At 63.8% G+C, this 25629-nt stretch carries 27 protein-coding genes and 1 pseudogene; 12 read left to right on the forward strand and 16 right to left on the reverse strand.

Annotated elements, in window-relative coordinates; all coding sequences use genetic code 11:
- The first annotated feature begins 1288 nt into the window (after window positions 1–1288).
- Window positions 1289–1654: a hypothetical protein gene (locus L338_RS18185; protein WP_422110942.1), complete on the forward strand. Its 366-nt coding sequence runs from the start codon at window positions 1289–1291 to the stop codon at window positions 1652–1654.
- Between the two features lie 3 nt (window positions 1655–1657).
- Window positions 1658–2143, forward strand: a complete 486-nt coding sequence (locus L338_RS02575; protein ID WP_033310335.1) for a Pycsar system effector family protein — start codon at window positions 1658–1660, stop codon at window positions 2141–2143.
- Between the two features lie 43 nt (window positions 2144–2186).
- Here the strand turns inward: L338_RS02575 and L338_RS02580 are convergent, their stop codons facing one another.
- On the reverse strand, window positions 2187–3755 hold the full coding sequence (locus L338_RS02580) for a recombinase family protein (protein WP_022696798.1): 1569 nt from the start codon (window positions 3753–3755) through the stop codon (window positions 2187–2189).
- A gap of 326 nt (window positions 3756–4081) precedes the next feature.
- On the opposite strand from L338_RS02580, the gene L338_RS02585 reads away from it, so the two are divergent.
- The 3 genes from L338_RS02585 to L338_RS02595 all read left to right on the forward strand — a co-directional run bounded on the left by L338_RS02585 (window position 4082) and on the right by L338_RS02595 (window position 6541).
- On the forward strand, window positions 4082–5473 hold the full coding sequence (locus tag L338_RS02585) for a hypothetical protein (RefSeq protein WP_022696800.1): 1392 nt from the start codon (window positions 4082–4084) through the stop codon (window positions 5471–5473).
- A gap of 235 nt (window positions 5474–5708) precedes the next feature.
- Window positions 5709–6044: a helix-turn-helix domain-containing protein gene (locus L338_RS02590; RefSeq protein WP_161624591.1), complete on the forward strand. Its 336-nt coding sequence runs from the start codon at window positions 5709–5711 to the stop codon at window positions 6042–6044.
- Complete coding sequence (locus L338_RS02595; protein ID WP_022696802.1) at window positions 6041–6541, forward strand: RuvC family protein; 501 nt, start codon at window positions 6041–6043, stop codon at window positions 6539–6541. The genes L338_RS02590 and L338_RS02595 overlap by 4 nt, the downstream gene beginning before the upstream one ends.
- 34 nt (window positions 6542–6575) lie before the next feature.
- Here L338_RS02595 and L338_RS02600 read toward each other — a convergent pair whose 3' ends face one another.
- Window positions 6576–8279: a ParB/RepB/Spo0J family partition protein gene (locus L338_RS02600; protein WP_022696803.1), complete on the reverse strand. Its 1704-nt coding sequence runs from the start codon at window positions 8277–8279 to the stop codon at window positions 6576–6578.
- A gap of 377 nt (window positions 8280–8656) precedes the next feature.
- Between L338_RS02600 and L338_RS02605 the strand changes: the two genes are divergently transcribed.
- Window positions 8657–10153, forward strand: a complete 1497-nt coding sequence (locus L338_RS02605) for a recombinase family protein (RefSeq protein ID WP_022696804.1) — start codon at window positions 8657–8659, stop codon at window positions 10151–10153.
- Here the strand turns inward: L338_RS02605 and L338_RS02610 are convergent.
- The 3 genes and pseudogenes from L338_RS02610 to L338_RS02620 all read right to left on the reverse strand — a co-directional run.
- Window positions 10129–11163, reverse strand: a pseudogene (locus tag L338_RS02610) (YifB family Mg chelatase-like AAA ATPase); the annotation flags it as partial. The gene L338_RS02605 and the pseudogene L338_RS02610 overlap by 25 nt on opposite strands.
- 92 nt (window positions 11164–11255) lie before the next feature.
- Window positions 11256–11681, reverse strand: coding sequence for a VOC family protein (locus L338_RS02615; protein ID WP_022696806.1), 426 nt, complete (start codon window positions 11679–11681; stop codon window positions 11256–11258).
- Window positions 11674–12873 carry an arylamine N-acetyltransferase family protein gene (locus L338_RS02620; RefSeq protein ID WP_022696807.1) on the reverse strand — a complete coding sequence of 400 codons (1200 nt, stop codon included), beginning with the start codon at window positions 12871–12873 and terminating at the stop codon, window positions 11674–11676. Before L338_RS02620 ends, L338_RS02615 begins: the two co-directional genes overlap by 8 nt.
- A gap of 76 nt (window positions 12874–12949) precedes the next feature.
- Here L338_RS02620 and soxR point away from each other — a divergent pair, with 76 nt between their 5' ends.
- Window positions 12950–13405, forward strand: a complete 456-nt coding sequence (gene soxR / locus L338_RS02625; protein ID WP_022696808.1) for a redox-sensitive transcriptional activator SoxR — start codon at window positions 12950–12952, stop codon at window positions 13403–13405.
- 676 nt (window positions 13406–14081) lie between these two features.
- Here the strand turns inward: soxR and gshB are convergent.
- From gshB to rsmI, 4 genes are read right to left on the reverse strand one after another with little or no spacing between them, the layout of a single operon-like run.
- Window positions 14082–15071, reverse strand: coding sequence for a glutathione synthase (gene gshB / locus L338_RS02630; protein ID WP_022696809.1), 990 nt, complete (start codon window positions 15069–15071; stop codon window positions 14082–14084).
- The gene (locus L338_RS02635) at window positions 15072–15614 is read right to left on the reverse strand and encodes a BON domain-containing protein (RefSeq protein ID WP_022696810.1); all 543 of its coding nucleotides are present in this window, start codon (window positions 15612–15614) and stop codon (window positions 15072–15074) included.
- Window positions 15615–15640: 26 nt separating this feature from the next.
- On the reverse strand, window positions 15641–16033 hold the full coding sequence (locus L338_RS02640) for a YraN family protein (RefSeq protein WP_022696811.1): 393 nt from the start codon (window positions 16031–16033) through the stop codon (window positions 15641–15643).
- The gene (gene rsmI / locus L338_RS02645) at window positions 16030–16932 is read right to left on the reverse strand and encodes a 16S rRNA (cytidine(1402)-2'-O)-methyltransferase (protein WP_081639436.1); all 903 of its coding nucleotides are present in this window, start codon (window positions 16930–16932) and stop codon (window positions 16030–16032) included. Before rsmI ends, L338_RS02640 begins: the two co-directional genes overlap by 4 nt.
- On the opposite strand from rsmI, the gene L338_RS02650 reads away from it, so the two are divergent.
- Window positions 16931–18220: a penicillin-binding protein activator gene (locus tag L338_RS02650; protein ID WP_161624592.1), complete on the forward strand. Its 1290-nt coding sequence runs from the start codon at window positions 16931–16933 to the stop codon at window positions 18218–18220. The two genes, rsmI and L338_RS02650, sit on opposite strands and share 2 nt — an antisense overlap.
- Here L338_RS02650 and hemW read toward each other — a convergent pair.
- The 3 genes from hemW to rdgB are packed head-to-tail and all read right to left on the reverse strand — an operon-like array spanning window position 18217 to window position 20698.
- Complete coding sequence (gene hemW, locus L338_RS02655) at window positions 18217–19362, reverse strand: radical SAM family heme chaperone HemW (protein ID WP_027068219.1); 1146 nt, start codon at window positions 19360–19362, stop codon at window positions 18217–18219. The two genes, L338_RS02650 and hemW, sit on opposite strands and share 4 nt — an antisense overlap.
- Window positions 19359–20090 (reverse strand): subclass B1 metallo-beta-lactamase, encoded by a 732-nt coding sequence (gene bla / locus L338_RS02660; RefSeq protein WP_022696813.1) that lies wholly within the window; start codon window positions 20088–20090, stop codon window positions 19359–19361. Before bla ends, hemW begins: the two co-directional genes overlap by 4 nt.
- Window positions 20087–20698, reverse strand: a complete 612-nt coding sequence (gene rdgB / locus L338_RS02665) for an RdgB/HAM1 family non-canonical purine NTP pyrophosphatase (protein WP_022696814.1) — start codon at window positions 20696–20698, stop codon at window positions 20087–20089. The genes bla and rdgB overlap by 4 nt, the downstream gene beginning before the upstream one ends.
- Before the next feature lie 106 nt (window positions 20699–20804).
- Here rdgB and L338_RS02670 point away from each other — a divergent pair, with 106 nt between their 5' ends.
- A complete protein-coding gene (locus tag L338_RS02670; RefSeq protein ID WP_022696815.1) occupies window positions 20805–21332 on the forward strand; it encodes a DUF2975 domain-containing protein in 528 nt (175 codons plus the stop codon).
- A gap of 12 nt (window positions 21333–21344) precedes the next feature.
- Entirely contained in the window at window positions 21345–21605 is a 261-nt protein-coding gene (locus L338_RS02675; RefSeq protein ID WP_022696816.1) for a helix-turn-helix domain-containing protein, read from the forward strand.
- 3 nt (window positions 21606–21608) lie between these two features.
- Here L338_RS02675 and rph read toward each other — a convergent pair whose 3' ends face one another.
- Window positions 21609–22322: a ribonuclease PH gene (rph, locus tag L338_RS02680; RefSeq protein ID WP_022696817.1), complete on the reverse strand. Its 714-nt coding sequence runs from the start codon at window positions 22320–22322 to the stop codon at window positions 21609–21611.
- Between the two features lie 125 nt (window positions 22323–22447).
- On the opposite strand from rph, the gene hrcA reads away from it, so the two are divergent.
- Both hrcA and grpE read left to right on the forward strand, forming a co-directional pair.
- Window positions 22448–23512 carry a heat-inducible transcriptional repressor HrcA gene (gene hrcA, locus L338_RS02685; RefSeq protein ID WP_022696818.1) on the forward strand — a complete coding sequence of 355 codons (1065 nt, stop codon included), beginning with the start codon at window positions 22448–22450 and terminating at the stop codon, window positions 23510–23512.
- Window positions 23505–24161 (forward strand): nucleotide exchange factor GrpE, encoded by a 657-nt coding sequence (gene grpE, locus L338_RS02690; protein WP_033310336.1) that lies wholly within the window; start codon window positions 23505–23507, stop codon window positions 24159–24161. The genes hrcA and grpE overlap by 8 nt, the downstream gene beginning before the upstream one ends.
- Here grpE and L338_RS02695 read toward each other — a convergent pair.
- The 3 genes from L338_RS02695 to L338_RS02705 all read right to left on the reverse strand — a co-directional run bounded on the left by L338_RS02695 (window position 24158) and on the right by L338_RS02705 (window position 25624).
- Entirely contained in the window at window positions 24158–24394 is a 237-nt protein-coding gene (locus L338_RS02695; RefSeq protein ID WP_206740778.1) for a DUF2061 domain-containing protein, read from the reverse strand. The two genes, grpE and L338_RS02695, sit on opposite strands and share 4 nt — an antisense overlap.
- A 111-nt stretch (window positions 24395–24505) precedes the next feature.
- Entirely contained in the window at window positions 24506–24856 is a 351-nt protein-coding gene (locus tag L338_RS02700) for a YMGG-like glycine zipper-containing protein (protein ID WP_022696819.1), read from the reverse strand.
- Window positions 24857–25003: 147 nt separating this feature from the next.
- Entirely contained in the window at window positions 25004–25624 is a 621-nt protein-coding gene (locus L338_RS02705; protein WP_022696820.1) for an alpha-ketoglutarate-dependent dioxygenase AlkB family protein, read from the reverse strand.
- Window positions 25625–25629: the final 5 nt, after the last annotated feature.

A 25629-nucleotide genomic window follows, 5' to 3' on the forward strand; every position in this document is an offset into this window, starting at 1 on the left:
AAACCACTTCAAATGTACCTGTTCAAGCCTACACAATTGAACATCAGCGGCCTTGCCTTGTGTCATCTCCTGAGAACTGGTTTCTAAATTGGAGCTTGATGTTGCCTTGGTCGGTAATGCTACCAAAACCGGAAAGTCCGCTTTCGGCCCGAAGCAGAATGTCCGCTATCGGCTGAAACCACCCGCCTTTAAACAAACTCCCACCTAACCCTCCGGTACACTGACCCTCACGCAGCTTCATACATCTGATTGTCGCTGCTCCCCTCTGAATGATTATCATTATACGCTGACTTCTCGTCCTGCTCCTGTTTCACTGTCCAGTAAAGAAGGCGCGCCAAGGTTCGATGTTTGTCCCGAGAATGGCAGCTAGTTTGCCAAATTGGCAAAAACCCACGCCTTCCGACATTCAAACACTGTGATACCGGGGATAACCGCTTAGATCCGCGGTTTTGGCGCTATCCTGACGGTATGCAACTACCCGATCCAGAGCACCCACGCTTGGAGTTCGTACGCGAGCTCATGTCAGATAAGGAGTACTCCGAAAGGAGTATCGGGAGGCTGAGTGGCGCATGTGGCGAGTCGTCCAAATCACCCGAGGTATCTATCTCGATAGCCAACGAAAACACGCAGACGGCCGAAAGGAAGACCAGGCTGCCGACATTCCCTCCGAGCACGACCTCACCTGGGACGAACGGGACGATCGCTGGGTCCTCACCTACACCCGAGAGAACCTATTCATTGGTGCATTCACCACCAAACGCGCCGCCCTCAAGGACGGCGCCCTTCTCGAGAAGATTGGGGGACCAGGCAGGGTACGGGTCTTTGGGAAGAAGGGACGGTGTCGGGTGCGGGAGGTTGTCAGTTAGTTATGTCGGTAGTTAAATCAAATTGCGGTACCGCTATTCCAACTCTATGTCTCAGGCGTAAAACTAAGGTTTAATGACGTTGTGGCCACAAAAGATGAAATAGAAGATAAGGTTAATGCGTATCTCAATTCAAAATACGAGATTTCTACCGGATATGCGATCCCCGAAAAATCTAGTATTGCCTTTGGTCCCAAGGCGAAAAAATAAAACATGCGATAGTTTTATACGCTGATCTAAGGGGCTCACGTGGTTTATTATCTGACAACTCCGCCCTGGTCGCGGCTCGCGCACACAAAGCCTTTCTTTATGCGTGCTCAAAATGCATTCGCAAGCATGATGGGTATCTACGAAGTTTCAACGGGGACAGTGTCCTAGCTTTCTTCAGGGGAGAGAATGCCGCAAAACGAGCCGTAAAAGCGGCGATGCAGATAAAATACTCGGTTATAAAGATTATAAATCCGAAACTTAGAAATAAAGGATACAAAAATATCGATTTCGGCATCGGTGTTAGTCAAGGTGAATTACTCGTCGTAAAAAGCGGAGTGCCGGGCAACGAACTGCATCAGGACTTGGTGTGGATTGGCTGGCCCACCTATCATGCGTTTGAATACGGAGACAAAGCCAAGAGCCCTAAAAATATATGGATTTCAAAAAACGTCTTTAAAGCAATTAAAAATGACGATAGCATGCGGTATTCTGGCGATAAAAACATGTGGGTTTATAGTGACGAGGCTTTTTCTTTTGGATCAGTGAAGGTATATAAAACAAGCTATTATTGGAATCTCTAATCTATGGATAAATTATATACACTTGCCGACAAATTGAACAGAACCAGTTTCTGGATTGGAAATGCCGACTCGAAGGCGGGTTATATTCTCGGTTTTAACGCTTCCATGTTTGGTTTTTTGGCATGGATATATCAGGCGCAGGATTTTCTCTCGTGCTTGCAGCTATTATTCGGTGTGATGTTTCTTATTTCTTTTTGCTATTCTACATACAAGGCATTCAGGGTATTAATGCCGGATCTTGATCGGAGAGGCGCTGCCCAGAGTAAATGGTTTTTTGCCGACATTGCTGAGCTGGGTTTCGATGAATATAAGGAGTGGATGAACACTGCCGAAGAAGCGGCTATTGAAAACGAGCTGTATGAACAGATTCATCGGACATCTAGAACTGCAAAGAACAAGTTTATATTTTTAAAGCGTAGTTGGGTTGGGCTTTTTTCCGCCATGATATTTGGTGTGCTGACTCTCATTCTAATTATATTTGGAATATAATTTCCACGTCTTCATTCCGGCCTACCATGCGGTATCATGACCCTCACGCAGCCTCATCCGCTTGGGTGTCGCTGCCTGCCTCAGGATGATTGTCATTGGCCGCAGTCTGTTCGTCCTGCTCCTGTTTCACTGTCCAGTAGATACGGCGCGCCAGGGTTCGAGGTTCGTCCCGAGAAAGGCAGCACTTTTGCAAATCAGGGGTTTTCTGCAGGCCGCAGAACGGCTCAAACAGCTCTATAGAGAGGTTTTTTCCCTCTAGAAGACGGTTCGAGGTCGTCGCTGTGATCAACTCCCGCTTTCGCACCCGATTTCCGCTTTCGTAGCTAACTTTAAGGCTTTCCAACAGTTCGAGGTATTTCTCGACCGTTTCCTGAATTTCGCCCCGATGCGCCTCAATCCCATTCAATTTTTGGCGGGCATTAATCAAAGCCCGCGTCAACGACGCTTGGTGCTGGGCATAAAGATCCGGAGAAATCACTCCGTCGAGCATGACGTTCGTAAGCCTGTCCAGGCGGCTCTGGCACTTCTCCATCCTGAGCTTCAATGATTTTGCCAAGACTTCATCTTGGATGGCCCACTCGGCATCGTTTCTCGGCAGGAAACTCCGAATTTCGGCAATTTCGCCTTTCGAGAACTCGATTCGTCCGAACGTCTCGTTGAAGGCCGCGTCAGCCATTTCCTCCCGAATGGTGGTGACCGGGCAGGAACGGTCTTGGCAGCGATAGTAGACGTGGCCTTTCTGCCGCTCGCCGATCAGAGTGCGTCCGCAGCCGCCGCACTTAAGCAACCGGCGGAAAAGGAAGTCATGGATCTGTTTTTGTGAATGAGCGCGTCCGGTAAGAACCAGCTTCACCTGATTGAAGGTCGTCATACTGATGAGCGGCTTGTGCGCGCCGGCAAACGTCTCGCTCATGGATGCGACACGAATTTGCCCCGCGTAGAATGGATTGTTGAGAATGCGTCCAAGCTGGCTCTTTGAGACCGCCCGGCCAGAGCGCGTTCTCAAGCCGCGCTGTCCGAGTTCCGCTTTCAACTGTGAGAGTGAAAATCGTCCGGACGCATAGAGTTCAAACGCCGCGCGTATCAGGTGCGCCCGTTCTGGATCGAATGTTTTGAGCCGGCCTGGACCCTGATCGAGATAACCAATCGGCGCGGCGAAAGGATAAAGGCCTTGCCTCAGGCGACCCATTATTCCTTTGCGTGTTTCATCCCTTAGATTGCGAATAAAATCCGCGGCGACCACGGCCTGAATATCTGCAGTCAGACGGCCGCCGCGCGTGTGCAGGTCGAGATTGTCGGTCGCGATACGAACATCGCGCCCCGCCTCAATCAGCTCGCCGATATCGGCCCAGTCCTTCAGATTGCGCGTTGACCGGTCGATCTTATGAATGATGAATCCGTGGGCGTCGCCATTGTTTAATTTCGACAGCATTTTGCTGAACGCCGGGCGACCGCGCTTGGCGGCGGTTACGCGCTCCTCGAACCATTCCACCACGTCCAAGGCTTCCCGGCGGGCGTAAGTTTCAATCGCGCTTTTCTGCTCCTGAAGGGAGACGCCCCGCTCGCCCTGCTTCTGCGTGGAAACCCGTATGTATCCGTAAAATCTTTTCATATATCAATCGGTTAGGGAGTCACATGATAGAATCGGAATTGGATTGAGTCGAATCGGGCTTTGCCCGCTTTTCTTGCTCAAGAAAGATGGAGCGGGTGATATTGATGACCCTCCACATTCGCCATTCCGCCTCGCGTAGTTCTTCCTCTGACAAGTGAGGGCATCGCCGTCGCACAAATTCCATTCTTGGCGCTTCTGGTTCAGGCAGTTCCATAGGCGATCAGCATATCGTTCGTATGTCAGAAGAATGAGGCTCGGGAATTTGCCAATCTGGCAAGTTTCCACGTCTGAGAATTCCGCGCCTCCCGTCTTAGACTGAATGGCGTATGAGCGGTTCAAACCAAAGCCAGACCGAAACGCCGGAGCGCAAATCCAAGCCTGTCGTATCCGCCTGCGTAGCAGGGCAAAAACTTGTCGAGCTGATCTATGACCCGGGAAAGGACGCCACCGCCTTCGCAGTGGGCGACAAGACGGGCTGGGAACTGACGCATTCGGTCGAGACTGGCGATGGCGGCCGCCTGACGCCGTACGCGCCTGACAACGACCTTATTCAGCATGGCGTGGTGAAGTTTCCCTCCGCGCCGGAAGAGTATGGCGACACGGCGCAGCTCCTTGAGGACATCCGGCGGTATCTGCACCGCTATATCGACGTCTCGGAAACGTTCGAGGCCCTGGCCGCCTATTACGCGCTTTTCAGTTGGGTCCATGACCGGTTCAACGAACTGCCTTATCTGCGTCTGAGAGGGGATTACGGAAGCGGGAAAACGCGCTTCCTGCTGGTGCTTGGCTCCATCTGCTACAAGCCGATCTTCGCGGGCGGCGCGTCGACCGTCTCGCCGCTCTTTCACATGCTCGACCGGTTTGGCGGCACGCTCCTTATCGACGAAGCCGATTTCCGGTTCAGCGACGAGAAGGCGCAGATCGCCAAAATCCTCAACAACGGCAATGTTCGCGGCTTCTCCGTGCTGCGCAGCGAAAGTCCGAACGGGCGGGAATTCCGCCCGCGCGCCTATCAGGTGTTCGGCCCCAAGATCATCGCCATGCGCGGGCGCTACGAGGACGCCGCGCTCGAGAGCCGCTTCCTCACCGAGGAGAGCGGCGCGCGCCGCCTGCGCTCCGACATTCCGATCAATCTTCCCGCCGCCCAAGAGACCGAAGCGCTGACGCTGCGCAACAAGCTGCTGCTCTACCGCTTTCGCAATCACGCCCGTCTTGGAGACTGCGCGCGCCATCTCGACCCGAAGCTTGAGCCGCGCATGAACCAGATCTTCGCGCCGCTGCGCTCCATCATCGAGGATGACAAGGCACGGACGGCGCTCGTCCGCTATGCGCGCGCCTATCAGAAAGCGGTCAAGGAGGACCGGGGAGACACGCTGGAGGCGGACGCGCTGGCCATTATCCGTCATTTGAGCGAGGACGCGGCGGCGGTCACGGTCGGCGACGTGGCGCAGGGATTGTCCGCACTGGGGGAAGGCGGATTTGTCTATTCCGGGCGCGCCGCCGGCGCGGTGATCCGCAACCGGCTCGGCCTCAAGACGCGCAAGAGCCATGGTGTTTTCGTGATCGCGCCCGAAGAGATGCGCAAACTGCCGACGCTTTATGAGCGCTACGGTGTGGGCGAGGACGAGGCCGAACAAGCCGCGTCTCGCATGACTAGAACGCAGAAACCGGCGCGGGTGGACTTCGGGGACGATCCCTCGCTCCCGGAAATCAAGTAGCAAACTGCTGCGCCGCCCTTTGGATGCGCGGCCGGGCGGACGGCCGGGGACCGCGCAAGCGCCCCCAAGTCCCCGAAGTCGCCCGCGCCGAGCCGCTGCGCGTCCGGACCGGTCAAACGCGGCGGCCCTGCGCCGCGTTTGCCAATTTGGCAAATTTCCGAGCCTAGGGAATCGGTCATCATCTGAGACAATGAAAAGGCGCAACGGACGCACCGTCCCGCGCGCCTTTTTCTTCATGAGTATCAGATGCAATACATTGGTGCTGCGCGGCTGCCGCCGACGCAGCGGCCTCACCCAGAACGAACTCGCCGAACTTTTCGGATCCCGCCGGTCTTCGCTGATTTCGCGCCTCGAGAACGGGGTGCGCCGTCCCGACATCACCGTGCTCATCGCCTATGAAGTCGTGTTCGGATCGCCGCCCCGCGATCTTCTGAACGACAGCTACCGCGAAGCGGAGCGCCGGGTCGCCATGCGCGCCCGCGCCCTGAAAGCCCGGATCGAAATCCGCGAGCCTAACGCCCGGCACAAGGTCGAATTTCTAGACGCGTTGATCCGCCAGAGCGCCCCATGACGCTTGCCTATGAGGGGCGCGTGCTGGCGCTTGCGCCCAATACGCGGGGAGTGGGGTTCGTGTTGTTCCAGGACGAGACCACACCGCTCGACTGGGGCGTAAAGGAGGTCCGGCACGATAAGAACGCGGAATGCCTGCGCAAGGCGAAGACGCTGATGCGCCGCTTCCGTCCGGACGTAATCGTTCTGGAGCATGGCACTGCGCCCGGCTCGCGGCGGTCCAAGCGGGTCCGCAAACTGCTGACCCTGATCGCGATCAGCGCGCGGCGGCAGGGGATTGAGGTCTGCCGTTATCCCCGGCTGCGCGTGCGAAAGCGCTTCTCGGTGTTTGGCGTCGGTTCGAAAGACGACATGGCGGCGGGGGTGGCGGCGATGCTGCCCGCCCTTGGCCCGCGCCTGCCGCGCCGCCGCAAGCCGTGGGAGAGCGAGCATTACGGCATGGCGATCTTTGAGGCCGCCGCGCTCGGGATCACACACTTCGCTGAACAGAGGCGATGACGGGCGACGCTAAGCGCCGCCCGTCTGGCTGCCCTTAGAAGGGTTTCACCGCTTCCAGCGCGGCCTTTGACGACGCCTCAAGCTGTCCGCCGCCGTCCGGCGTGTAGCTTTCGAACGGGAAGGCGAAGTAACGGGGCCGCCAGTCCTTGGCCTGTTTCCGCCTCTTTCCATTGAGGCAGTTTTTCATGATGGCTTTCTGGACCCGGATGGGCTCCGCCGCATTGGCCTGCGCCGTCTCCGCGCCTGCGAGGTCGCGAAGAACCGCGTTCACGAGCGCCCGCCCGCGCAACAGGTCGAAGAACGCCTCATCGGGCGCGGGAACCGTCGCCGGATCGATCTCCTGCAACAGGCCCGCCGCTTCGCTCGCCAATGATCCGGCTTCCAGCGTCTCGGCCATCAGGAAGGTCAGCACGCGGCTCACTTCCTCCCCGGACAAGGCCAGCACCCGAAGCACCCCCTCTCCGAAACGATGATAGAGCGCCCCGGTCAGCGCCTCATCGCTTTCCGGCAAGTCGAGCATGGCCCTTAAAGCGGCGCGCTCCGCCGCGAAGGCGGCTTGCGCGGGCGCGGCAGCGAGGCTGTCCGCCATCGCCTCGGACCGGCAGCGCTGCGGCTCCGGGTCCACGCGCCACAGCGCCGAACCCGATAGCAGATGCGCGGCGATCAGGCGCAAGGCGAGGTCGGGCGCTGACAACAGCGCATACCGCGCCACCGCGTGCCGGTGCAGCGCCAGATAGGCCTGCATCGTCTGGCTGATCTCGGCCTGCCGCGCGGGCGAGGCCCCGTTCTCCTTGCGGCGGCGCTTGCGGGCCTCCTGTTGCGTCAGCCAGCCTTCCCGGCAATCGACCTCGCCGTTTGCGAGGATGGTGATATAAACCTTGCCGCCCTCGGCCTTGTCGGCTGGCTCGTATTCCCACGAACAGAAGGGATGGCCGCGCTCGAGCACCACGGCGTCTGTCCAGCCCGCGTCGAGATAGGCTTGCCGCTTCTCTGCGATGGCTTCGATCTGCAGCGTCCAGAACGCCTCCGGGTCCGCAAAATAGCACCGCTCGCCGAACAGGTCGGAGACGATCCGGCCCTTATAGGCGTCGAGCGGAAACAGCGCGGCGGACGTCTCGATATCCTCTCCGCCCAACAGCCAGCGCTTCAAGGCGTTGCCTGTTGGCGCGGCGGCTTCCGGGTCGTGATGCAGTTTGAGCCACTCGCGCTGCTTGCGCTGACTCGCCATGGTCAGAAGCTGCACGCTGCGCACGTCCAGTTCCTCCTCCCGGAACAGGTTCCGCACGCCCGGCAGAAGCCCGCCCAGCGCCAGACGCTTGCGCACGCAGCGCTCCTCAAGGCCGAACAAGGCGGCGATATCCTCGACGCTCCGCCCTTCCCGGACGAGTTTCGAGAAGGTCTCGAACTGCGTCATCGGGTCGGGATCAAGCCGCGCCGCGTTCTCGATGAACGAGGCTTCCAGCGCCGCCGCATCGTCGCCCGGCTCCATCACCGCGCAGGGAAGCGGGGGAACAGTTCCGCTTTCCTTCTTCACGGCGCGTGACGCAAAATAGCGCCTCCGGCCCGCGACGATTTCGTAGCGGTCCTTCTTGCCGTTCTCGCGGACCAGAAGGGGCGTAAGCACGCCGCGCGCCCGAACGCTCGGGATAAGGTCGGTTACGTCCGGGGCCTTGGCGCCGTGGCGCATGTTCGCCTTCGACACGCAAAGGCGGTCGAGATCAATGTGTCTGAGTTCCATGTCAGTCTCCTTTTTCCTCATCACCCGCCCCGGGAGCGGGGCGGGCGGCGGAGACAGGCCTGACGCCCCGCCGATGGGGACGCGGCGCACCCTTTACGGGTCGGAACGAAGTGGAGAACTGCGGCGCAGCCGCGGTTGCGCTGCGGCCAGGCGGGGCGATAAAGGCCTCCGCCGTCCGGCCCGCGGAAAAGGGTGACCTTTTTTCTGTTTCTCCAGCCGCGCCGATGGCGGCGCGGCAACTTTCTTACGAGTGTATTTCCATAAAAGTGAGGGGAGACTGGAAGGCGCGCTCGGCCCAGCACGAGCGATAAACAGGCGCCAAGCTGCGCCTGTTGTGGTAAACTGGGCGGCCAAAATCTCCGCGGCGGGAGGCAGTGATGGCCCAGCTTGAGAAAAAATGCGTCGGCGTCTGGATCCGGGTTTCGACAGAGGATCAGGCCAACGGAGAAAGTCCGGCCAATCACCAACAGCGCGCCCGCTTCTATGCGGAAGCGAAAGGCTGGGAGGTTGTCGAGGTCTATGATCTCTCGGGCGTATCGGGAAAGTCGGTCTCCGACCATCCAGAGGCCAAGCGCATGATGGCGGATGTTACGAGTGGCGCGATCTCGGGCCTGATTTTCTCAAAACTGGCCCGGCTGGCGCGCAACACGCGCGAACTCCTGGATTTTGCGGAATTCTTCCGGGAGCATGGCGCGGACCTGATCTCGCTTCAGGAAGCGATCGACACGTCTTCGCCGGCCGGACGCCTGTTTTATACGATGATCGCGGCGATGGCGCAGTGGGAGCGCGAGGAAATCGCTGAACGGGTCGCCGCCGCGGTGCCGGTTCGCGCGAAACTTGGCAAGCCGATCGGCGGACAGCCCTGCTTCGGCTATCACTGGCTGGACGGGAAGCTCGTGCCCCATCCGGACGAAGCGCCCGTTCGCAAGCTCGTCTATGAGCTCTTCCTTGAACATAAGCGGAAGAAGACTGTCGCCCGCATCCTGAACGAGCGGGGCTACCGGACGCGCAAGGGAGCGAAGTTCTCTGACACGACCATCACGCGCCTTCTGCGCGATCCCACAGCAAAGGGCGTCCACCGCGCCAACTACACCAAGTCTAATGGCCGCGGAAAAGCGGCGAGCCTCAAACCGGAAGGGGAGTGGGTGCTGCGTCCGGTGGAGCCGATTGTCTCCGAAGACCTATGGAGCCAATGCAACACCATCATGGATCAGCAGCGCGCCGGCCGGCCGGCGCGCCGCAAGACGGCTGCGCTGTTTTCCGGCTACGCGATTTGCGAGTGCGGAAACAAGATGTATCCGCGCGCGCCCTCTCCGAAATACATTTGTGGTGAATGCCGAAACAAGATCCCGATCGACGATCTCGAAGCGCTGTTTCAGGAGCAACTCAAGAGCTTCTTCTTTTCCGACGACCAGCTGGAAGCGTTCCTGGCCGACAGCGATGAGGACATCGTCAAGAAGCAGGACGAACTGGACGCGCTCGGACGCGAGCACCGCAAGGTCGCGGCGGAACAGGAGAAGGTTTACCGCTCCTATATCGATGACGAGCTGACGACCAAGAAGTTCGGCGCGCTCTACAATCCGCTTGATGATCGCAAGGAAGCGATCGAGCAGCGCCAGGCGCAGCTTCAAGCCGAGATCGATGTTCTCAAAATCAATCGGCTATCGAGCGAAGAGATCATTTCAGGCGCCCGCGACCTCTATAGCCGTTGGTATGATCTTCCCTTTGAGGAAAAGCGCTCGATCGTGGATGCGATCACGGAAAACATCGTGATCGGCAAAGAGGAGATTGAAATCAATCTCCATCATGTTCCTTCGGAAAACGATGGAAAGAAGGCAACGCGTCCTCACGGGTTCATCGCAGCGATCAGCTGAAACCGCGCCGGGTAGCGGACGTGAGCGTTGGCGCGGGCGACGATTACCTCCCCCGTTTCCAGCGGCTGGCGCAGGGAATCGAGCACTTGCGGGGTGAATTCGGGCAGTTCGTCGAGGAACAGGACGCCGCGATGGGCGAGGCTGATCTCCCCCGGTTTCGCACGCATCCCGCCGCCGACCATGGCGGCCATGGAGGCGGAGTGATGAGGCGCGCGATAGGGGCGCGTGCGGGTGAGCTGTCCGCGCTCCAGCAGCCCGGCGACGGACTGGATCATGGAGACGTCCAGCAGCTCCCGCGCCGTCAGCGGCGGCAACAGGCCGGGCAGGCGGGCGGCGAGCATGGATTTGCCGGAGCCGGGCGGGCCGACCATCAGCAGGTTGTGGCCTCCGGCGGCGGCGATCTCCAGCGCGCGCTTGGCGGTTTCCTGTCCGCGCACGTCGCGCAGGTCCGGCGCGGCGGCCGGTTCGGCCAGCGGTCCGGCCTCCGGCGGGGTCAGGACCTGATTGCCCTTGAAGTGATTGACGATCTGGATGAGCGATTTTGGCGCCAGAAGGTCCATGTCGCCCGCCCAGGCGGCCTCCGGCCCGCAATCAGCGGGGCAGATGAGGCCGAGGCCGTGTTCGCTGGCCATCATCGCGGCGGGCAGCGCGCCGGAGACCGGCGCGATAGCGCCGTCCAGCGACAACTCGCCAATCGCAGCAAAGCCCGAAAGCGCGTCCTCGGGCACGACGCCGAGCGCGGCCATGACGGCGAGCGCGATGGGGAGGTCGTAATGGCTGCCCTCCTTGGGCAGATCGGCCGGGGCCAGATTGACCACCACGCGCTTGGGCGGCAGGGCGAGGCCGATGGCGGCGAAGGCGCCGCGCACCCGTTCGCGGGATTCGCTGACCGCCTTGTCGCCCAGCCCGACCACGGAAAAGACCGGCTGCTGCGCGCCGGTGATCTGCGCCTGAACGTCGACGCGCCGCGCCTCCGCGCCCTCGAACGCCGCCGTCATCACCCGCGCCATAACCCGCCCTCGCACCCGGTTGTCCGTTTCACGCGGATGCAACCAGACGCGTTAACCATCGTCAAGAACAAAATAGGAACGATTTAGCTTCTTCAGATCGGCCAGGCGGCGTTCTGCAGGACGATGCGGTTGCCGTCCGGGTCTTCGAACGTGAGGCCGGCGCGGTCCCAATAGGGGTTGGCGGAGGGCACCGCCGCGGCCCCGTAATTCCATAGCCGCTCCACCGCCGCCAGCCACACGCCGCGGTCCGGCAGGTAGAAGACCAGCAGGGCGTCGGGGTGCGGCGGCGCGACGGCCTGTCCGGCGGCTTCACGGGTGAATTCGAGGTGATAGGGCGCGCCGGGATGGCCCAGCATGACGCCGTCGAAGCCGTCATGGTCCTGAAACTGCGCCAGTTCCTGAAAGCCCAGAGCGTGGCGGTAGAAGCGTATCATCTCCCCCAGCCGGGCGGTGGGGCGGGCGATGCGCAGGCGGGCCTGGCCGAGCGCGAGCCGCGCCTGTTTGCGGGTATCAAGCATGGTCGGCCTCCTCCCGCGCGGTCGCGGCGGCGGCGCCTTCAAGGGCGGGCCGCCAGTCCGCCGCGACCGGCAGGCGGAAGACGTCTTTCAGGACCCGCGCAAGGCCGTCCGCGTCCAGCGCCGTCTTCTCCGTCCGGCCATCGGCGGCGCGGACGGTGTAGAGGGCGTTCTTCAGCGTGTGGCGCGCCTCCGGCGTGGTGCGCGCGACGCTGAGCTGGCTGCGGAAATGCGAGTCCGGGTGGGTGGAGGTGCGCCAGTTGCCGGTTTCGTAATCGGCCTGTTCGGGGGTCTGCGGCGCGACCTCGTACAGCGCGGTCCATTCGCCGTCCATGCAGAACTGGAGGAGCAGGGCCGGGCCGAAGGGGATAAGGCGGTAGGTTCCGTGCCGCGTTGTCTGGGGCGTGGTGATGTCCATACGCAAGGGCTCGGGCGGGGCGCTGCCGCCGAAGCCGACATCGGCGAGCCAGGGGGTGTTATCGAGCATCACCTGCACCGCCATATGGGTCAGCGAGGCCGGGGCGGCGCCGGGCGCCGCGCCCCAGCGGACCCGGGCGAGCCGGCCCTCCGCCGCGAACCCGATGGCCTGTAGCGCCCGCAGGAACAGGCCATTCTGCTCAAAGCAGTAACCGCCGCGCCCACCGGCGACCAGCTTCGCCTCGACGGCTTCGGGCGACACGTCGACGCCGCGATCCAGCAGCACGTCCATGGCCTCGAACGGGATGGCGTCGGGGTGCAATTCCTGCAGGCGCCGCAGGGTGGCGAGATCCGGCGAGGCGAGACCTTTGAAACCGATCCGCGCGAAATAGGCGGGCAGGTCCAGCGCCGGGTCCGCGCCGGAGAGGGCCGCGGCGATGTCCCGCGCGGCGCGGGGGGCGATGGTGTCGATGATGCGGATATCGGGCGACTGGCGCGTGAAGCCGCGCTTCAGGAAGGCGCGCATCGGGGCGGCCAAGCCCGCGCCCAGCGCGATCAGATCGAAATTCGCCGCGTCGAACGTGTCGACGGCGCGTTCGGGCTGGGCCGACCCGGCGGCCTCAAAGCCCAGCGCCTCGACTTCCGCAAGCACGGTTTCCAGCGCCAGCGGCGACTGGCCGACCAGCAGGACGCGCTTCCGGCCGGCGCCGGAGGCATCGGCCGGGGCCGGGGCGTGGGGGCGGGAAAGGCCCGATTCGGCCCTGAAATTCACTGACATGGCGGCATGCGCTCCGGTGTTGTCCCTGTTGGAGCGTGAAGGCATAGAACCTCAAGTTAAGTTGAGGTCAATAGCCATGGCGAAGATAAAACCCGACCAGCGCCACATCCCTTTGAGCGTCGGCGAACTGGCGCGGCGCAGCGGGGTCCCGGTCTCCACCCTGCACTTTTATGAGCGGGAAGGATTGCTGGCGAGCTGGCGCACCGAAGGCAATCAGCGGCGCTATCCGCGTGAGGCGCTGCGGCGCGTGGCGGTGGTGAAGACGGCGCAGCGTCTGGGCGTTTCGCTGGCCGAGATCCGCGAGGCGCTGGACGCGCTTCCCGCCGGCCGCACGCCGGACGCCGCGGACTGGGCCCGCATGTCGAAAGCCTGGCGGGCGAGCCTGGACGCGCGGATCGCGGCGCTGACCCGGTTGCGCGACAATCTGGACGGCTGCATCGGCTGCGGCTGCCTCTCCATCAAGGCCTGCCCCTTGCGCAATCCCGGCGACGTGCTGTCGGAAGACGGCCCGGGACCGCGCCTGCTGGAGTGAGGCGGCAGGGCCAGCACTTTGGGTGCTTCCTCCTCTTTTTTGCTCACGGAATCCGCGTCAGCGGATGTCCGGGATCCAGTTTTCGGCGGTCCCGCCATCTCTGGACCCCGGATAATCGCTTCGCGATTTCCGGGGACTCTCGGGAGAGGATGCGCCGAAAGCTCCGCAGGTCCTGTGACCTCGGAGGCATGAGCAAGTGAGGGAAGCGGCGCGCGTTTCGGACGCTGGCCGTATTTATTATTGGATTGCTTTGCGAACCGAAGCTGCGCGCCGCTGACGTTTGAACCTGCCTGAAGTTGGCCTTGCGACCGTTTTTCCTTCGCAGTCCCTTCCGACAGGCCGGAGCGGTCATCGGGCAAGGTCTCCTCCCGCGACACCTCCGGCGCCGTTCCCCGCCCCATGCGACCCGAGCTCATGGTCCCTCGCGGCAGCGAACAGGGAGGAGTATGGCTCAAGCGGAGACCCGGTCTGATATTTCCGTGTTTGTCCCTGCTTTCCGGCCCTTCGAGACGCCGCGCCTGAAGGCGCGGCTCCTCAGGGGAAGGGTGATAGAAGGGGGAGTTAGAACAATCGCTTCCAGCCCCAAACCTTAGCCTGAGGAGCCCGCAAGGGCGTCTCGAAGGCGGGGTCCGGAGAGCGCGAATTTCCTCCGGAAACCCGGCGCTATTTCCTTTTTCTACCGCGGCGTCGCTTCCGTATCCGGCCTTAGCGGCCAGTCTTTCATGGCGATGCGGCGTTCGACGGCGTCCCAGAAGGCGACGGCGGTGTCGATGCCGGAGAAGCGTTTGAGTTCCTGGATGCCGGTGGGGGAGGTGACGTTGATTTCGGTCATCTTTCCGCCGATGACGTCGATGCCGACCAGGATGAAGCCGCGTTTTTTCAGCATCGGGCCGATGGCCTGGCAGATGCGGCGGTCCTCTGCGTCCAGTTCATCCGGTTCGGCCTTGCCGCCGACATGCATGTTGGAGCGGGCCTCGCCCTTTTGCGGGACGCGGTTGATGGCGCCGATCGGTTCGCCGTCGATGATGATGACGCGCTTGTCGCCCTTCGAGACATCCGGGAGGAAGGCCTGGGCGATGACCGGTTCGCGGCTGATCTGGAAGAACATTTCCAGCAGGGAAGACAGGTTGGAATCGCCCTGTTTCAGCGCGAAGACGCCGGCGCCGCCATTGCCGTAGAGCGGCTTGACGATGATGTCGCCGAGCCGGTCGCGGAACTGGCGGATTTCGCGGACATCGCGGCTGATCAGGGTTTCCGGCATCAGGTCCGGATAATCCAGCGGCAGGATTTTTTCCGGCGAGGAGCGGACCCAGAACGGGTCGTTCACCACGAAAGTGTCCGGGTGCAGCATCTCCAGGATATGCGCCGCGGTGATGTAGGACATGTCGAAGGGCGGGTCCTGCCGCATCAGGACGATATCCGCGTCCTCCCGCAAATCCAGCGTTGTGTCCGCGCCGAAGGCGGCGTGATTGCCCTTTTCGCGCTTCACCTCGACCGGTCTTGCGCGGGCGCGGATTTCGCCCGCGCCCCAGGTCAGGGCCTCCGGGCCGTAGACGAATAGCTGGTGGCCGCGCTCCTGCGCTTCCATCATCAGGGCGAAGGTCGTGTCGGCCTCTATATCGACCGACTCGAGCGGGTCCATCTGGACGGCGACGCGCAAGCTCATCTACTGGCCCTCGATCCGGACATAGGTCACGACTCTTTCCACATCGGGCACCAGGCTCGCGATCTGGGAGGCGCGGTCCAGCTCGACCTGGCTGCGCGCCACGCCGAGCAGATAAACCACGCCCTGATGGGTCTCTACATTGTAGTTCACGCTGCGAACGCCAGAGTCGGCCAGCAGCCGGGCGCGCACCTGGTCGGTGATGAATTCGTCCCGGGCGCTGGCCTTGAAGGTGTCGCGGGCGCCGACATGGATCTCGTTCCCCACCTGATCGACATAATCGGAGGTCCAGGCGATGCGCTCCGCCTCGATCTTGTCTTCGGGGCGCGGCACCTCCCCGGTGAGAAGGGCGACGCCCTCCGTAATCTCCACATCGACGTCTTTCAGATAGAAGTCCTCGGTGCGGCTCATCCGCGTCTTGATCGCCATGGTGGCGTTGACGTCCTGCAGGGTCTGATTGCCGGTACGCTCGGCCGTGAACAGGCCGACCGTGGAGGTGCAGCCGGCAAGCGCCAGCGCGGCGAGCGGAAGTATCAAGCGAAGCATGGGCGGGCCTCCCCTTCCAGAATGGTTCAGTTCAGATGCGCCAGGTCGGGCGAATCAGGCCGCCACGCATCGGCATGATGCGCCGGCCAGCGCCACGGCGCCACAATCACCCAGTCATATCGCATATCCAATCGGGCCAGATCAGGGCGCTGGCCGCGAAAAACGCTGGCGGCGCGGGCGGTGCGCACCATCTGGCGCGGACGCACGGGATCGGCGCGTGCCGCGGCGCTGGCCAGGGTTTTCACCTCGACAAAGGCCAGAACCCCGCCGCGCCGGGCGATCAGGTCGATCTCGCCGAAACCGGTGCGGCGGCGGCGGGCGACGATCTGATAGCCTTTGAGCATCAGCAGGGCGGCGGCGGCGATTTCGCCCCAGGCGCCGCGGCGTTCGGCGCGGCGGCGCGCGGCGGCCCCGCTCATGCGCGGCTCTTGAGGGCGAGCGCGCGCTGGTAGAGGTCGCGCCGGGGCAGGCCGCTGGCTTTCGCGACGGCGGCGGCGGCGTCCTTCACCGAGTCGGCCTCCATCGCCTCTTTCAGGGCGGTGTCGATGCGGGCGTCGTCCCATTCGGCCTCGGCCTCCGAAGGCGGGCCGACCAGCACGACGATTTCCCCCTTGGGCGCGCCGGATTCGGCGTAGCGGGCGGCGAGGTCCGGCAGGTCGCCGCGCACGGTTTCCTCGAACCGCTTGGTCAGTTCGCGGGCGACGGCCGCCGGGCGCGGGCCGAAAACATCGGCCATGGCGGCGAGGCTGTCGGCCAGACGCGGGCCGGATTCATAGAAGATGAGCGTCGCCGGGACGCGGGCGAAGGTCTCGAAAAACGCCGCGCGCTTGCCGGATTTGGGCGGAGTGAAACCGGCGAACAGGAAGGCATCGGTCGGCAGGCCCGCGGCGGCGAGCCCGGCCAGCGCGGCGGATGCGCCCGGAATCGGGATGACGCCGATTCCGGCGTCTATGGCGTCGCGCGCCAGCTTGAAACCGGGGTCGGAGACCAGCGGCGTGCCGGCGTCGGAGACCTGCGCGATGCGCGCGCCGCCTTCCAGTTGCGCGATGATTTCGGGACGAATCTCCGCCGCATTATGGTCGTGATAGGCCCGCATGGTCGTGGTCACGCCATAGGTTTCCAGCAGGCGGCGGGTGATGCGGGTGTCCTCGGCCAGGATCAGGTCGGCGCCGGCCAGAACATCCAATGCGCGAAAGGTGATATCGCGGAGGTTTCCGATCGGCGTGGAGACGATATAAAGTCCCGGCGCCAGGGATGGGTCGGGCTTCGGCCAGCTTATGGCGTCTTGCCGCCGCGGATCAGGGATATCGGACCTCATGTCAGGACTTAAGGTTTCATCATTGAAGGCGTTTTGGAAGACGCTGGCGCTTTCCATGGCCGTTGTGGCCGGGCTGACGCTGGCCGGGTGCGGCAGCGCCCCGCCGCGGCCCGACCCGGTGGTGACTCCGCCGCCCCCGCCCCCGGCGCAGGAAGAACCCGATATCGTTCTGGAAGAACCGGACGAACCGGATCCGCGCGACGCCGAAGAGCCGGACAGCTATATCAAGCCGCCGCACATGGAAGACCGCACGGTCATCCGCGCGGCGCTGCTGCTGCCGTTTTCGGCCAGCAACGAGGCGGCGCGGAACGAGGCGGCCTCCATGCTGGACGCCGCGCAGCTGGCGCTGTTCGAGCGTGGCGGCGATTCGCTGCTGATCATTCCGAAAGACACGGGCGGCCGCGCGGCGGGCGCCCGCGCGGCGGCGCAATCGGCGCTGCGCGAGGGCGCGGACGTGATTCTGGGGCCGCTATTCGCCGAATCCGTGACCGCCGCGGCGGACGTGGCCTGGGCGCAGGGCGTGCCGGTAATCGCCTTTTCCACCGACCGCATGGTGGCGGGCGAAGGGGCGTATCTGCTGTCCTACCCGCCGGAGGAAGAGGTGGAGGCGCTGAGCCGATACGCGGCCAGCCAGGGCGCCGGCGCGGCGGCGCTGCTGGGGCCGACCAATGAATATACGCGGCGCTTCGACCAGCGCCTGCGCGAGAACGGCGCGATGCCGGGAGGCTTGAGCTTTGCGACCAGCGAAATCTATCCGCTGTTCAACGCCGACGCCTCCACCGCCGCCATCACGCGGCTGGACCAGAGCCGGGGGAGTTTCGGGGCGCTGTTCCTGACCGAGACCGGGGATTCGCTGGTCGAGCTGGCGCCGATCCTGTCGATCCATAATTTCGAAGGGCGGGATACGCTGCTGATGGGCTCCGCGCTGTGGCGGTCTCAAATTACGCTGCGGGGCGTGGCCTCGCTGCGCGGGGCGCTGATCGCCGGACCGGACGAGAACGCGCAGACGCGCTTCGAGAACGCCTATCGCGCCGCCTATGGATCCGGCCCGTCGCGGCTGGCGAGCCTGGCCTATGACGCGGTGGCGATCGCCGATCACCTGGCCGGGGCGCGCGGGCGTCAGGCGGAACTGAAACTGGCCAATCCCCAGGGCTTTCTGGGCGCGGGCGGTCTGTTCCGCTTCGATCAGGAGAATATCGCCGAGCGGGCGCTGGCCATCTATGAGCTGACGGCGGGCGGGTTCCAGCAGGTGCAGCCTGCGCCGACCCGCTTCCCGCCGGAATCCTAGGGACAGAGCGCCCCGGCCACATAGTCCAGCACGGGGCGGCCCTTTCGCGTGGCCTTGATGCGGGTTTCATCGCCCGCGACGAGGCCCTGACCGGTCAGGCGCGCAAGGGCGTCCGCATCGACATCCTGGCCGGTGGCGGCGCGCAGGCGCGCGCGGTCCAGACCGTCGGTGATGCGCAGACCCATCAGGATCATCTCGCGCGCCGCATCCAGCGGAGAGAGGGTTTCGTCCTCTTCCCAGAGTTCGCCCGCCGACACCGCCGCCTGATAGGCGTCCGGGCGGCGGGCCAGCGCGAAACCGCGGCGGGCGTCACCATCCGCCCACAAGCGGCCATGCCCGCCGGGGCCAATGGCGATCCAGTCCTGCGAGGTCCAGTAGAGGCGGTTATGGCGGCTCTGATGCGCCGGGCCGCTGGCGTGGTTCGAAACCTCATAGGCGGGCAGGCCGCGCGCGGCGCAGATCTGCTGCGTGATCTCATAAAATTGCGCGGCGCTGTCTTCTTCAGGCGTGTCCAGTTGCCCGCGCGCGGCGCGTTTTTCGAAGGCGGTGCCCGGTTCGATAGTCAGCTGATAGGCGGAGAGATGCTTCAGGCCGAAGCCGAGCGCTTCCTCCAGCTCCGCCTCCCACGCTTCGGCGGTCTGGTCCGGGCGGGCATAGATCAGGTCGATGGAGACGCGCGGGAAAATCTCCAGCGCCAGCGCAATGGCGCGCCGCGCCTGATCGGCGCTGTGCATGCGCCCCAAAGATTTCAGGGCGTCATCGTCCAGGGCCTGCACGCCGAGCGAGACGCGCTCCACCCCCGCATCGCGGAAGGCGCGCCAGCGTTCCGGGCCGGCGTCTTCGGGATTGGCTTCAAGGCCGATTTCGGCGTCCGGCGCAAAGCCGAACCGCGCATCGGCGGCCTTGATCACCGCCGCGATGGTCGCGGGCGGCGCCAGCGAAGGGGTGCCGCCGCCGAAATGCAGGCTTGCAAGCGGACGGGGCTGCATATGCTCCGCCCACAGGCCGACATGGCCGGTCAGGACGGCGGTCATGGCGTCCGTATCCGCGCCCTTGGCGCGATAGACGTTGAAATCGCAATAGGGGCAGATGCGGGCGCACCAGGGCCAGTGCGCATAGAGACCGAGGGCGGGCCGGGTCACTGATCCCGCGCGGCGCGCGCCAGCTCCGCGGTATGCGCCATCAGTTCGGGGCCGCCGGGTTCGCCGTGGCCGGGGACGATCACCTCTATCCCCGGGAAGCGCTCTGCCGGGGCTTCGGCGGCCTCGGCCCAGGTTTCGAGATTGCCGTCGGCGGTGTTGCCCATGGACGTGGCGTCCGCCGCGCGGATCAGGCAGCCGCCGAACAACAGGTTCGCGCGATGGACATAGACGACGATATTATCCTCCGCGTGACCGTGACCGGGATAGAAGACTTCCATCCCGTCATAGCCCTCATCAATGCCGAAGCTCTTGCCGACCGCGCCGATATCAAGCCCGCCCCGGCCCTCCGACATCATGATCTGCGCGGTCTTGTTGAGACCAATGCTGGCCGCGCCGGCGGCCTTGGTAACGGGGAGTCCGGCCGTGCGGTCCTCATGCGAATGGGTGATGACGACCAGCTTCACGGGCTTGCCGATCTCGCGCGCCACCCAGTCCATCAGCTTTTCGGTGGCCGGCTCGCCCCAGGCGGTGTCGATGAGAACCACGGAATCCGCGCGCTCCACGATCAGGCCGTTGGAGCCGACGCGGCCATATTCGGGCAGGTCGCGATAGGAGGTGTGCATCCACACCCCGGCGTCCAGCTCGCTCACGTCCAGCTGTTGCTCTACGGGAAGGTCGGCGGACTGTGCGGCGGCGAAGGCGAACAGGCCAAAGAGGGCGGCGATCATGCGCGCGGCTCCGCGCCGGATTTCAGCGCGGCGAGAAATTTGTCAAAGGCGCGGGCGCGGTGGCTCATGGCGTGTTTTTCCTGCGGTTCGATCTCGGCGAAGGTCTCTTTGCGGCCAGGGGGCTGGAAAATCGGGTCATAGCCAAATCCCTTGCCGCCGCGCGGCGGCCAGACGATTTCGCCCTCCACCTCTCCGCGCCAGGTATGGACGCCGCCGCCTGGCTCGGCCAGCGCCAGAACGCAGACGAATTTCGCGGCGCGGTCATCGCTTTCCGCCTCCGACATCGCGGTCCAGACCTTCTCCATCGCCCTGCCGAAATCGCGCGGTTCCCCCGCCCAGCGCGCTGAATAGATGCCGGGCGCGCCATCCAGCGCGGCGACGGCGAGGCCGGAATCATCGGAAAGCGCCGGCAGGCCGGACGCCTCCGCCGCGGCGCGGGCCTTCAGCGCGGCGTTGCCCTCGAACGTCGTTTCGGTCTCTTCCGGATCGTCCAGACCCAGCTCCCCGGCCGAGACGGTCTCTATGCCCAGCGGAACAAGGAGATCGCGGATTTCGCGCACCTTTCCCTCATTGTGGCTGGCGACGACGATCTTCGTGAATGAAAACATTGTAATGCCTTGATGCGATTGTGCTCTTGCGGATTTCATCGAAAGTCGATACGTGTTTATCGAATAACAACAAGTCTTGACGAAACCGGTTCGCCAAGGGAGAGAGATGAAAGCGCTCGGACACCGCTCTATCGCATCCATACTGCGCGTGGCGCTGAGAATCTTCAGTATCTTCCTGTGGATCGCGCTTTTCTTCGCGGGCGTTGCGGGACTTTCGCTGTTGCTGGTTTCCTTCGGCTTCGATCTGGGGCTGGAAGTGGAACGGCTGTCGCCGGCGCTGGCCGTGCTGGCCAATGCGATCATGTTCATCACGGTGGGCGCGGCGCTGATCATTGTCGGGCGGCTGCGGAAGATTTTCGCGACGCTGTCCCAGGGCGACCCGTTTGTCGAACAGAACGCGGTTCATCTGCGCGTGGTCTGGATCGCGCTGGCGGTCTGGGAGCTGTCGCGCTACCTGCTGGGCGGAACCGCGGCGGCGCTGATGTATTTCCTGCCGGAGGATTCCACGCCGGCGGAATATCTGAACGTGGAAGTCTCCCTCTCCGTCTGGTTCTCCGTGTTGACGCTGATGGTTATGGCGGAGGTGTTCCGCGAGGGCGCGCGCATGCGTGACGAACAGAAGCTGACCATCTAGATAAGGACGGCAATGGCGATTCAAGTGACCCTGGACCGAGTGCTTCTGGAGCGGCGTATGTCGCTGACCGAGCTGTGCGACCGTGTCGGGGTGACGCTGGCCAACCTGTCGATCCTGAAAACCGGCAAGGCCAAGGCCGTGCGCTTCACGACGCTGGAGGCGCTGTGCCGCGAGCTGGAGTGCCAGCCCGGCGACATCCTGCAATTTGTCGATGACGAAGAAGACGGGACAGCGGCGAACGACGCAAAGGCGTCAGAGAACGCCGCGGAGTAGGCCCTAGCCCAGCGCCGCTTTCTGCAACGCGAACAGATCCGTGCAGCCGGTTTTGGCCAGACGCATCAATTCCTGAAAATCCTCATCGCTGATGGCGCGGTCCTCGGCGGTGACCTGCGCCTCGATGATGCCGCCGGAAGCCGAGAGCACGAAATTGCCGTCGGCCTGGGCGCGGCTGTCTTCTTCATATTCCAGATCGAGCCGCGTCTGGTCGTCGACCACGCCGCAGGAAATGGCCGCCACCTGATCGAACACCGGGTCGGTCTTCATCACGCCTTCCTCTATCAGGAAATTACAGGCGCGTTTCAGGGCCACCCAGGCGCCGGTGATGGCCGCGGTGCGGGTGCCGCCATCGGCCTGAATGACGTCGCAGTCGAGGATAACCTGGCGCTCGCCCAGCGCCTGCAGGTCAACACAGGCGCGCAACGAACGGCCGATCAGGCGCTGGATTTCCTGCGTGCGGCCGGACTGTTTCCCGCGCGCCGCTTCGCGCTGGCCGCGCGTATGGGTGGCGCGGGGCAGCATGCCGTATTCCGCCGTCACCCAGCCGCGGCCCGAGCCGCGCATCCAGGGCGGGACCGAATTTTCCACGCTGGCCGCGCACAGCACATGCGTGCCGCCGAACCGGGCGAGGCAGGAGCCTTCCGCATAGATCGCCGCGCCGGGCTCCAGCGTCACATCTCGGAGGGCGTCGCGCGCACGGTCGTGAGGTCTCATATCGGCTCTTGTCCTTAGTCGGCGGGGTTTGAGGCGGCAGGTTGCGCGAAGCTGTAGCGCGGGGCGGCTTCCAGCCCAAGAGCCGATTGCGGAGGCGGCCCGCCTCGCCTAGCTATGGTGTTGAAATGGATGAGAAGAAACCAGAGAGCGGCGCCGTGGAGCTGGACAGCCGCGCGCGCACCATCTTCCGGGAGGTCGTGGAATCCTATCTCTCGACCGGCGAGCCGGTGGGGTCGCGGACGATTTCGCGCATCCAGAGCATCGGCCTGTCGCCCGCCTCCATCCGCAACACCATGTCGGACCTGGCGCAGATGGGGCTGCTGACCGCGCCGCACGCCAGCGCCGGGCGCCTGCCCACCCATGCCGGGCTGCGCATGTTCGTCGACGGCCTCTTGCAGATCGGCGACCTGACCGAGGATGAGCGCAGCCAGATCGATGTGCGCATCAAGGGCGCGGGCCAGTCCATGGATCAGGTGCTGGAATCGGTGGGCGAGATGGTTTCCGGGCTGGCGGGCGGAGCCGGGCTGGTCACCACGCCGGCGCGCGATGCCGGCCTGAAACATGTGGAGTTCGTCAGCCTGGGGAACGGCCAGACCATGACGGTGCTGGTGTTCGAGGACGGCAATGTCGAGAACCGCATCATGGCCACGCCCGAGGGCCTGACGCCGTCGGCGCTGGTCGAGGCCGGAAACTACCTGTCCGCGCGGCTGAAGGGACGCACGCTGGCGCAGGCGCAGGCGGATATCCGCGAGGAGCTGTCCGCCGGTCAGGCGGCGCTGGACGAGGCGGCGGAGCGGCTGGTCTCCACCGGGCTGGCGGAATGGAGCGGGGGCGAGGCGAAACGCATGCTGATCGTGCGGGGCCGGTCGCGCCTGCTGGAAGAGTTCGGCGCAGCGGAGGATCTGGAGCGGATTCGCCTGTTGTTCGACGATCTGGAGCGGAAAGAGGAGCTGATCTCCCTGCTGGACCAGACGCGCGAGGCGGAGGGCGTGCGCATCTTTATCGGCGCGGAAAATCCCTTATTCAGTCTTTCGGGTTCGAGCCTGGTCGTGGCTCCCTATATGAACCGGGAGAGAAAAGTTGTCGGCGCGCTGGGGGTTGTCGGTCCCACGCGCCTGAATTATGCGCGCGTGATCCCGATGATCGATTACACCGCGCGCCTTGTAGGACGGATGCTGGATAATGAGTGACGAAAACCGCGAAGACGAAGCCGGCCTGGCGCCGGACGACATCGAAGCGATGGAAGAGGCCGCGGAAGCGGCGGCGAGCGCCGGGGGCGATCTGGACGCTTCCAATGACCCGCTGGCCAAGCTGCAGGCGGAGAACGAGGATTTGCGCGACCGCGCGCTGCGGGCGCTGGCGGAGCTGGAAAACACGCGCAAGCGCGCCGAACGCGATGTGCAGGCGGCGCGCACCTACGCCATCGAACGGTTCGCCACGGACCTGATCTCGGTCGCCGACAATCTGACGCGGGCGCTGGAAAGCGTGCCGGAAGGGTCCGACGAAGGGCGGTCCGAGCTGGCGAAGAACCTGCTGTCCGGCGTGGAGATGACGCAGCGCGAGCTGATGCGCGCTTTCGAGCGTCATGGGGTTGAACAGGAAAATCCGAAGGGCGAAGCCTTTGATCCGAACCGCCATCAGGCGGTGACGCAGATGCCGTCCGATGTTCCCTCGGGCCGCGTCGCGGAGGTGATGCAGGTGGGTTACGTGCTGGGCGAGCGCCCGCTGCGCGCGGCGATGGTGGCGGTGTCCACCGGGCCGCAGGGCGGCGGACAGGGCGGCGGCCAGACCGCGCCCGGCGGCGAAAGCACCGGCGGAACCACGGACTTCAAGGTCTAGGCGGAGACCCGCGCCCCGGCGCGGGCCGCCCGGCGCCGCCACGCCCGCTCATGCACCGTATAGGCGATGGTCTGGACAAAAGGCTCCAGCAAACCAATGGCGAGGGCGGCGTGCAGATTGCGCGTCAGCGCAAACGCCACGGCCACCGCCACGACGAGATGCATCAGCGCATAGGTGCCGGTCTTGAGAAGGGCTGCATCGAACCTGAACATGGAGTTGAGAATAATTCTCAACTAGCCGTTCGCAAGCCTTTGCGGCATCGGAAATTTCTATTCCGCCCATAAGAAAAACGCGCGGCCCACAAGAGCCGCGCGTTTTCATGTGTGTGTGTGCGAGCGCTTCGACTAGCAGCCGCGATACTGGCCGTTCTGCCAATAGGTGCAGCCGTCGCGATCGACATAGAAATAGCGGCGGGCGCGCTCGTCATAATAGAGGTCGCCGCCATTGGGGCCCTGACGGCCCTGGACGCGCTGGTCTTCGCGATAGCCTTTATAGGCGCCGGCCGCGCCGCCAACCGCCGCGCCGATCGCCGCGCCGCGCTGGGCGTCGCCGTCGCCGACATTGTTGCCGATGGCCGCGCCGGCGATGCCGCCAAGGGCCGCGCCGCCGATGGCGTTGCGTTCAACATTGCCGGTGCTCGTGCATGCCGCAGCAAGAAGACCCGCGGCGGCAAGGAGTGAAATCTTGGCGTACATGACGTTTATTCCTTTCATCAACGCTCGTGACGGGGGCAAACGCGCGGGAGATAAGCCGGTTCCCGCACAGGCGCCGGTCCGCCGGATACGTTGCAACCCTGTCACGCCGGGCATGAACTCAGGCTGAAGCGCCGGCGCAGCTTCCGTTCAGTCCGGAAGCGTCACCCGGCGGAGCGTGAGATTGATGCGGCCGCCCTTGGGCAATAGCGCGCTGGTGCCCGGATAGATGCGGTCCACGCCATGATAGAAACGCCGCGATGCGCCGCCCAGAACCACGACGTCGCCCGATTTCAGACGCAGCGAACGCGTCTTGCCCTTGCGCTGCGGCCCGCCCAGACGGAACAGGGCGTCATCGCCGAGGCTGACCGAGACGACCGGGGCGTTGGCCGCTTCCTCGTCCCAGTCGACATGCAGACCCATCCGGGCGTCCGGATCATAGAAATTCACCAGACAGGCTTCCGGCGGCGCCGGATAGTCGGTGACCGCCCGCCACAGGTCCAGCATGACGGCGGGCATGGCGGGCCAGGGGCCGCCGGTAACCGGGTGGGCGGATTCATAGCGATAGCCGTCCTTCTGGTCCGTCACCCAGCCCAGCGAACCGAAATTGGTCATGCGGACGGAGAGCTTTTGCCCCGTACGCGGCATTGAGGGGCGGTAAAGCGGCGCGGCCTCGACCCCGGCGCGGACCGTTTTGACAAGGCTTTCCTGCGCCGCGCGGTCGAAATGGCCGGGCAGATATTTGAAGCCGTCGCCGCCATCCAGAGTCATGATAT

This window comes from Euryhalocaulis caribicus (genome assembly GCF_000412185.1).
GTDB lineage: Bacteria > Pseudomonadota > Alphaproteobacteria > Caulobacterales > Maricaulaceae > Euryhalocaulis > Euryhalocaulis caribicus.

Coding starts and splice junctions, on each gene's coding strand:
- rdgB (WP_022696814.1), bottom strand. CDS start 20,698: ATGTTTTCATTCACGAAGATCGTCGTCGCCAGCCACAATGAGGGAAAG.
- L338_RS02705 (WP_022696820.1), bottom strand. CDS start 25,624: ATGACTCTGGATGGCGGCGACGGCTTCAAATATCTGCCCGGCCATTTC.
- L338_RS02585 (WP_022696800.1), top strand. CDS start 4,082: ATGAGCGGTTCAAACCAAAGCCAGACCGAAACGCCGGAGCGCAAATCC.
- hrcA (WP_022696818.1), top strand. CDS start 22,448: ATGGATGAGAAGAAACCAGAGAGCGGCGCCGTGGAGCTGGACAGCCGC.
- L338_RS02700 (WP_022696819.1), bottom strand. CDS start 24,856: ATGTACGCCAAGATTTCACTCCTTGCCGCCGCGGGTCTTCTTGCTGCG.
- rsmI (WP_081639436.1), bottom strand. CDS start 16,932: ATGAGGTCCGATATCCCTGATCCGCGGCGGCAAGACGCCATAAGCTGG.
- soxR (WP_022696808.1), top strand. CDS start 12,950: ATGGCGAAGATAAAACCCGACCAGCGCCACATCCCTTTGAGCGTCGGC.
- gshB (WP_022696809.1), bottom strand. CDS start 15,071: ATGAGCTTGCGCGTCGCCGTCCAGATGGACCCGCTCGAGTCGGTCGAT.
- L338_RS02615 (WP_022696806.1), bottom strand. CDS start 11,681: ATGCTTGATACCCGCAAACAGGCGCGGCTCGCGCTCGGCCAGGCCCGC.
- L338_RS02670 (WP_022696815.1), top strand. CDS start 20,805: ATGAAAGCGCTCGGACACCGCTCTATCGCATCCATACTGCGCGTGGCG.
- L338_RS02675 (WP_022696816.1), top strand. CDS start 21,345: ATGGCGATTCAAGTGACCCTGGACCGAGTGCTTCTGGAGCGGCGTATG.
- L338_RS02605 (WP_022696804.1), top strand. CDS start 8,657: ATGGCCCAGCTTGAGAAAAAATGCGTCGGCGTCTGGATCCGGGTTTCG.
- rph (WP_022696817.1), bottom strand. CDS start 22,322: ATGAGACCTCACGACCGTGCGCGCGACGCCCTCCGAGATGTGACGCTG.
- L338_RS02600 (WP_022696803.1), bottom strand. CDS start 8,279: ATGGAACTCAGACACATTGATCTCGACCGCCTTTGCGTGTCGAAGGCG.
- L338_RS02595 (WP_022696802.1), top strand. CDS start 6,041: ATGACGCTTGCCTATGAGGGGCGCGTGCTGGCGCTTGCGCCCAATACG.
- L338_RS02590 (WP_161624591.1), top strand. CDS start 5,709: ATGAGTATCAGATGCAATACATTGGTGCTGCGCGGCTGCCGCCGACGC.
- L338_RS02575 (WP_033310335.1), top strand. CDS start 1,658: ATGGATAAATTATATACACTTGCCGACAAATTGAACAGAACCAGTTTC.
- L338_RS02580 (WP_022696798.1), bottom strand. CDS start 3,755: ATGAAAAGATTTTACGGATACATACGGGTTTCCACGCAGAAGCAGGGC.
- L338_RS02640 (WP_022696811.1), bottom strand. CDS start 16,033: ATGAGCGGGGCCGCCGCGCGCCGCCGCGCCGAACGCCGCGGCGCCTGG.
- L338_RS02620 (WP_022696807.1), bottom strand. CDS start 12,873: ATGTCAGTGAATTTCAGGGCCGAATCGGGCCTTTCCCGCCCCCACGCC.
- grpE (WP_033310336.1), top strand. CDS start 23,505: ATGAGTGACGAAAACCGCGAAGACGAAGCCGGCCTGGCGCCGGACGAC.
- L338_RS02650 (WP_161624592.1), top strand. CDS start 16,931: ATGTCAGGACTTAAGGTTTCATCATTGAAGGCGTTTTGGAAGACGCTG.
- L338_RS18185 (WP_422110942.1), top strand. CDS start 1,289: ATGCAGATAAAATACTCGGTTATAAAGATTATAAATCCGAAACTTAGA.
- bla (WP_022696813.1), bottom strand. CDS start 20,090: ATGATCGCCGCCCTCTTTGGCCTGTTCGCCTTCGCCGCCGCACAGTCC.
- L338_RS02635 (WP_022696810.1), bottom strand. CDS start 15,614: ATGCTTCGCTTGATACTTCCGCTCGCCGCGCTGGCGCTTGCCGGCTGC.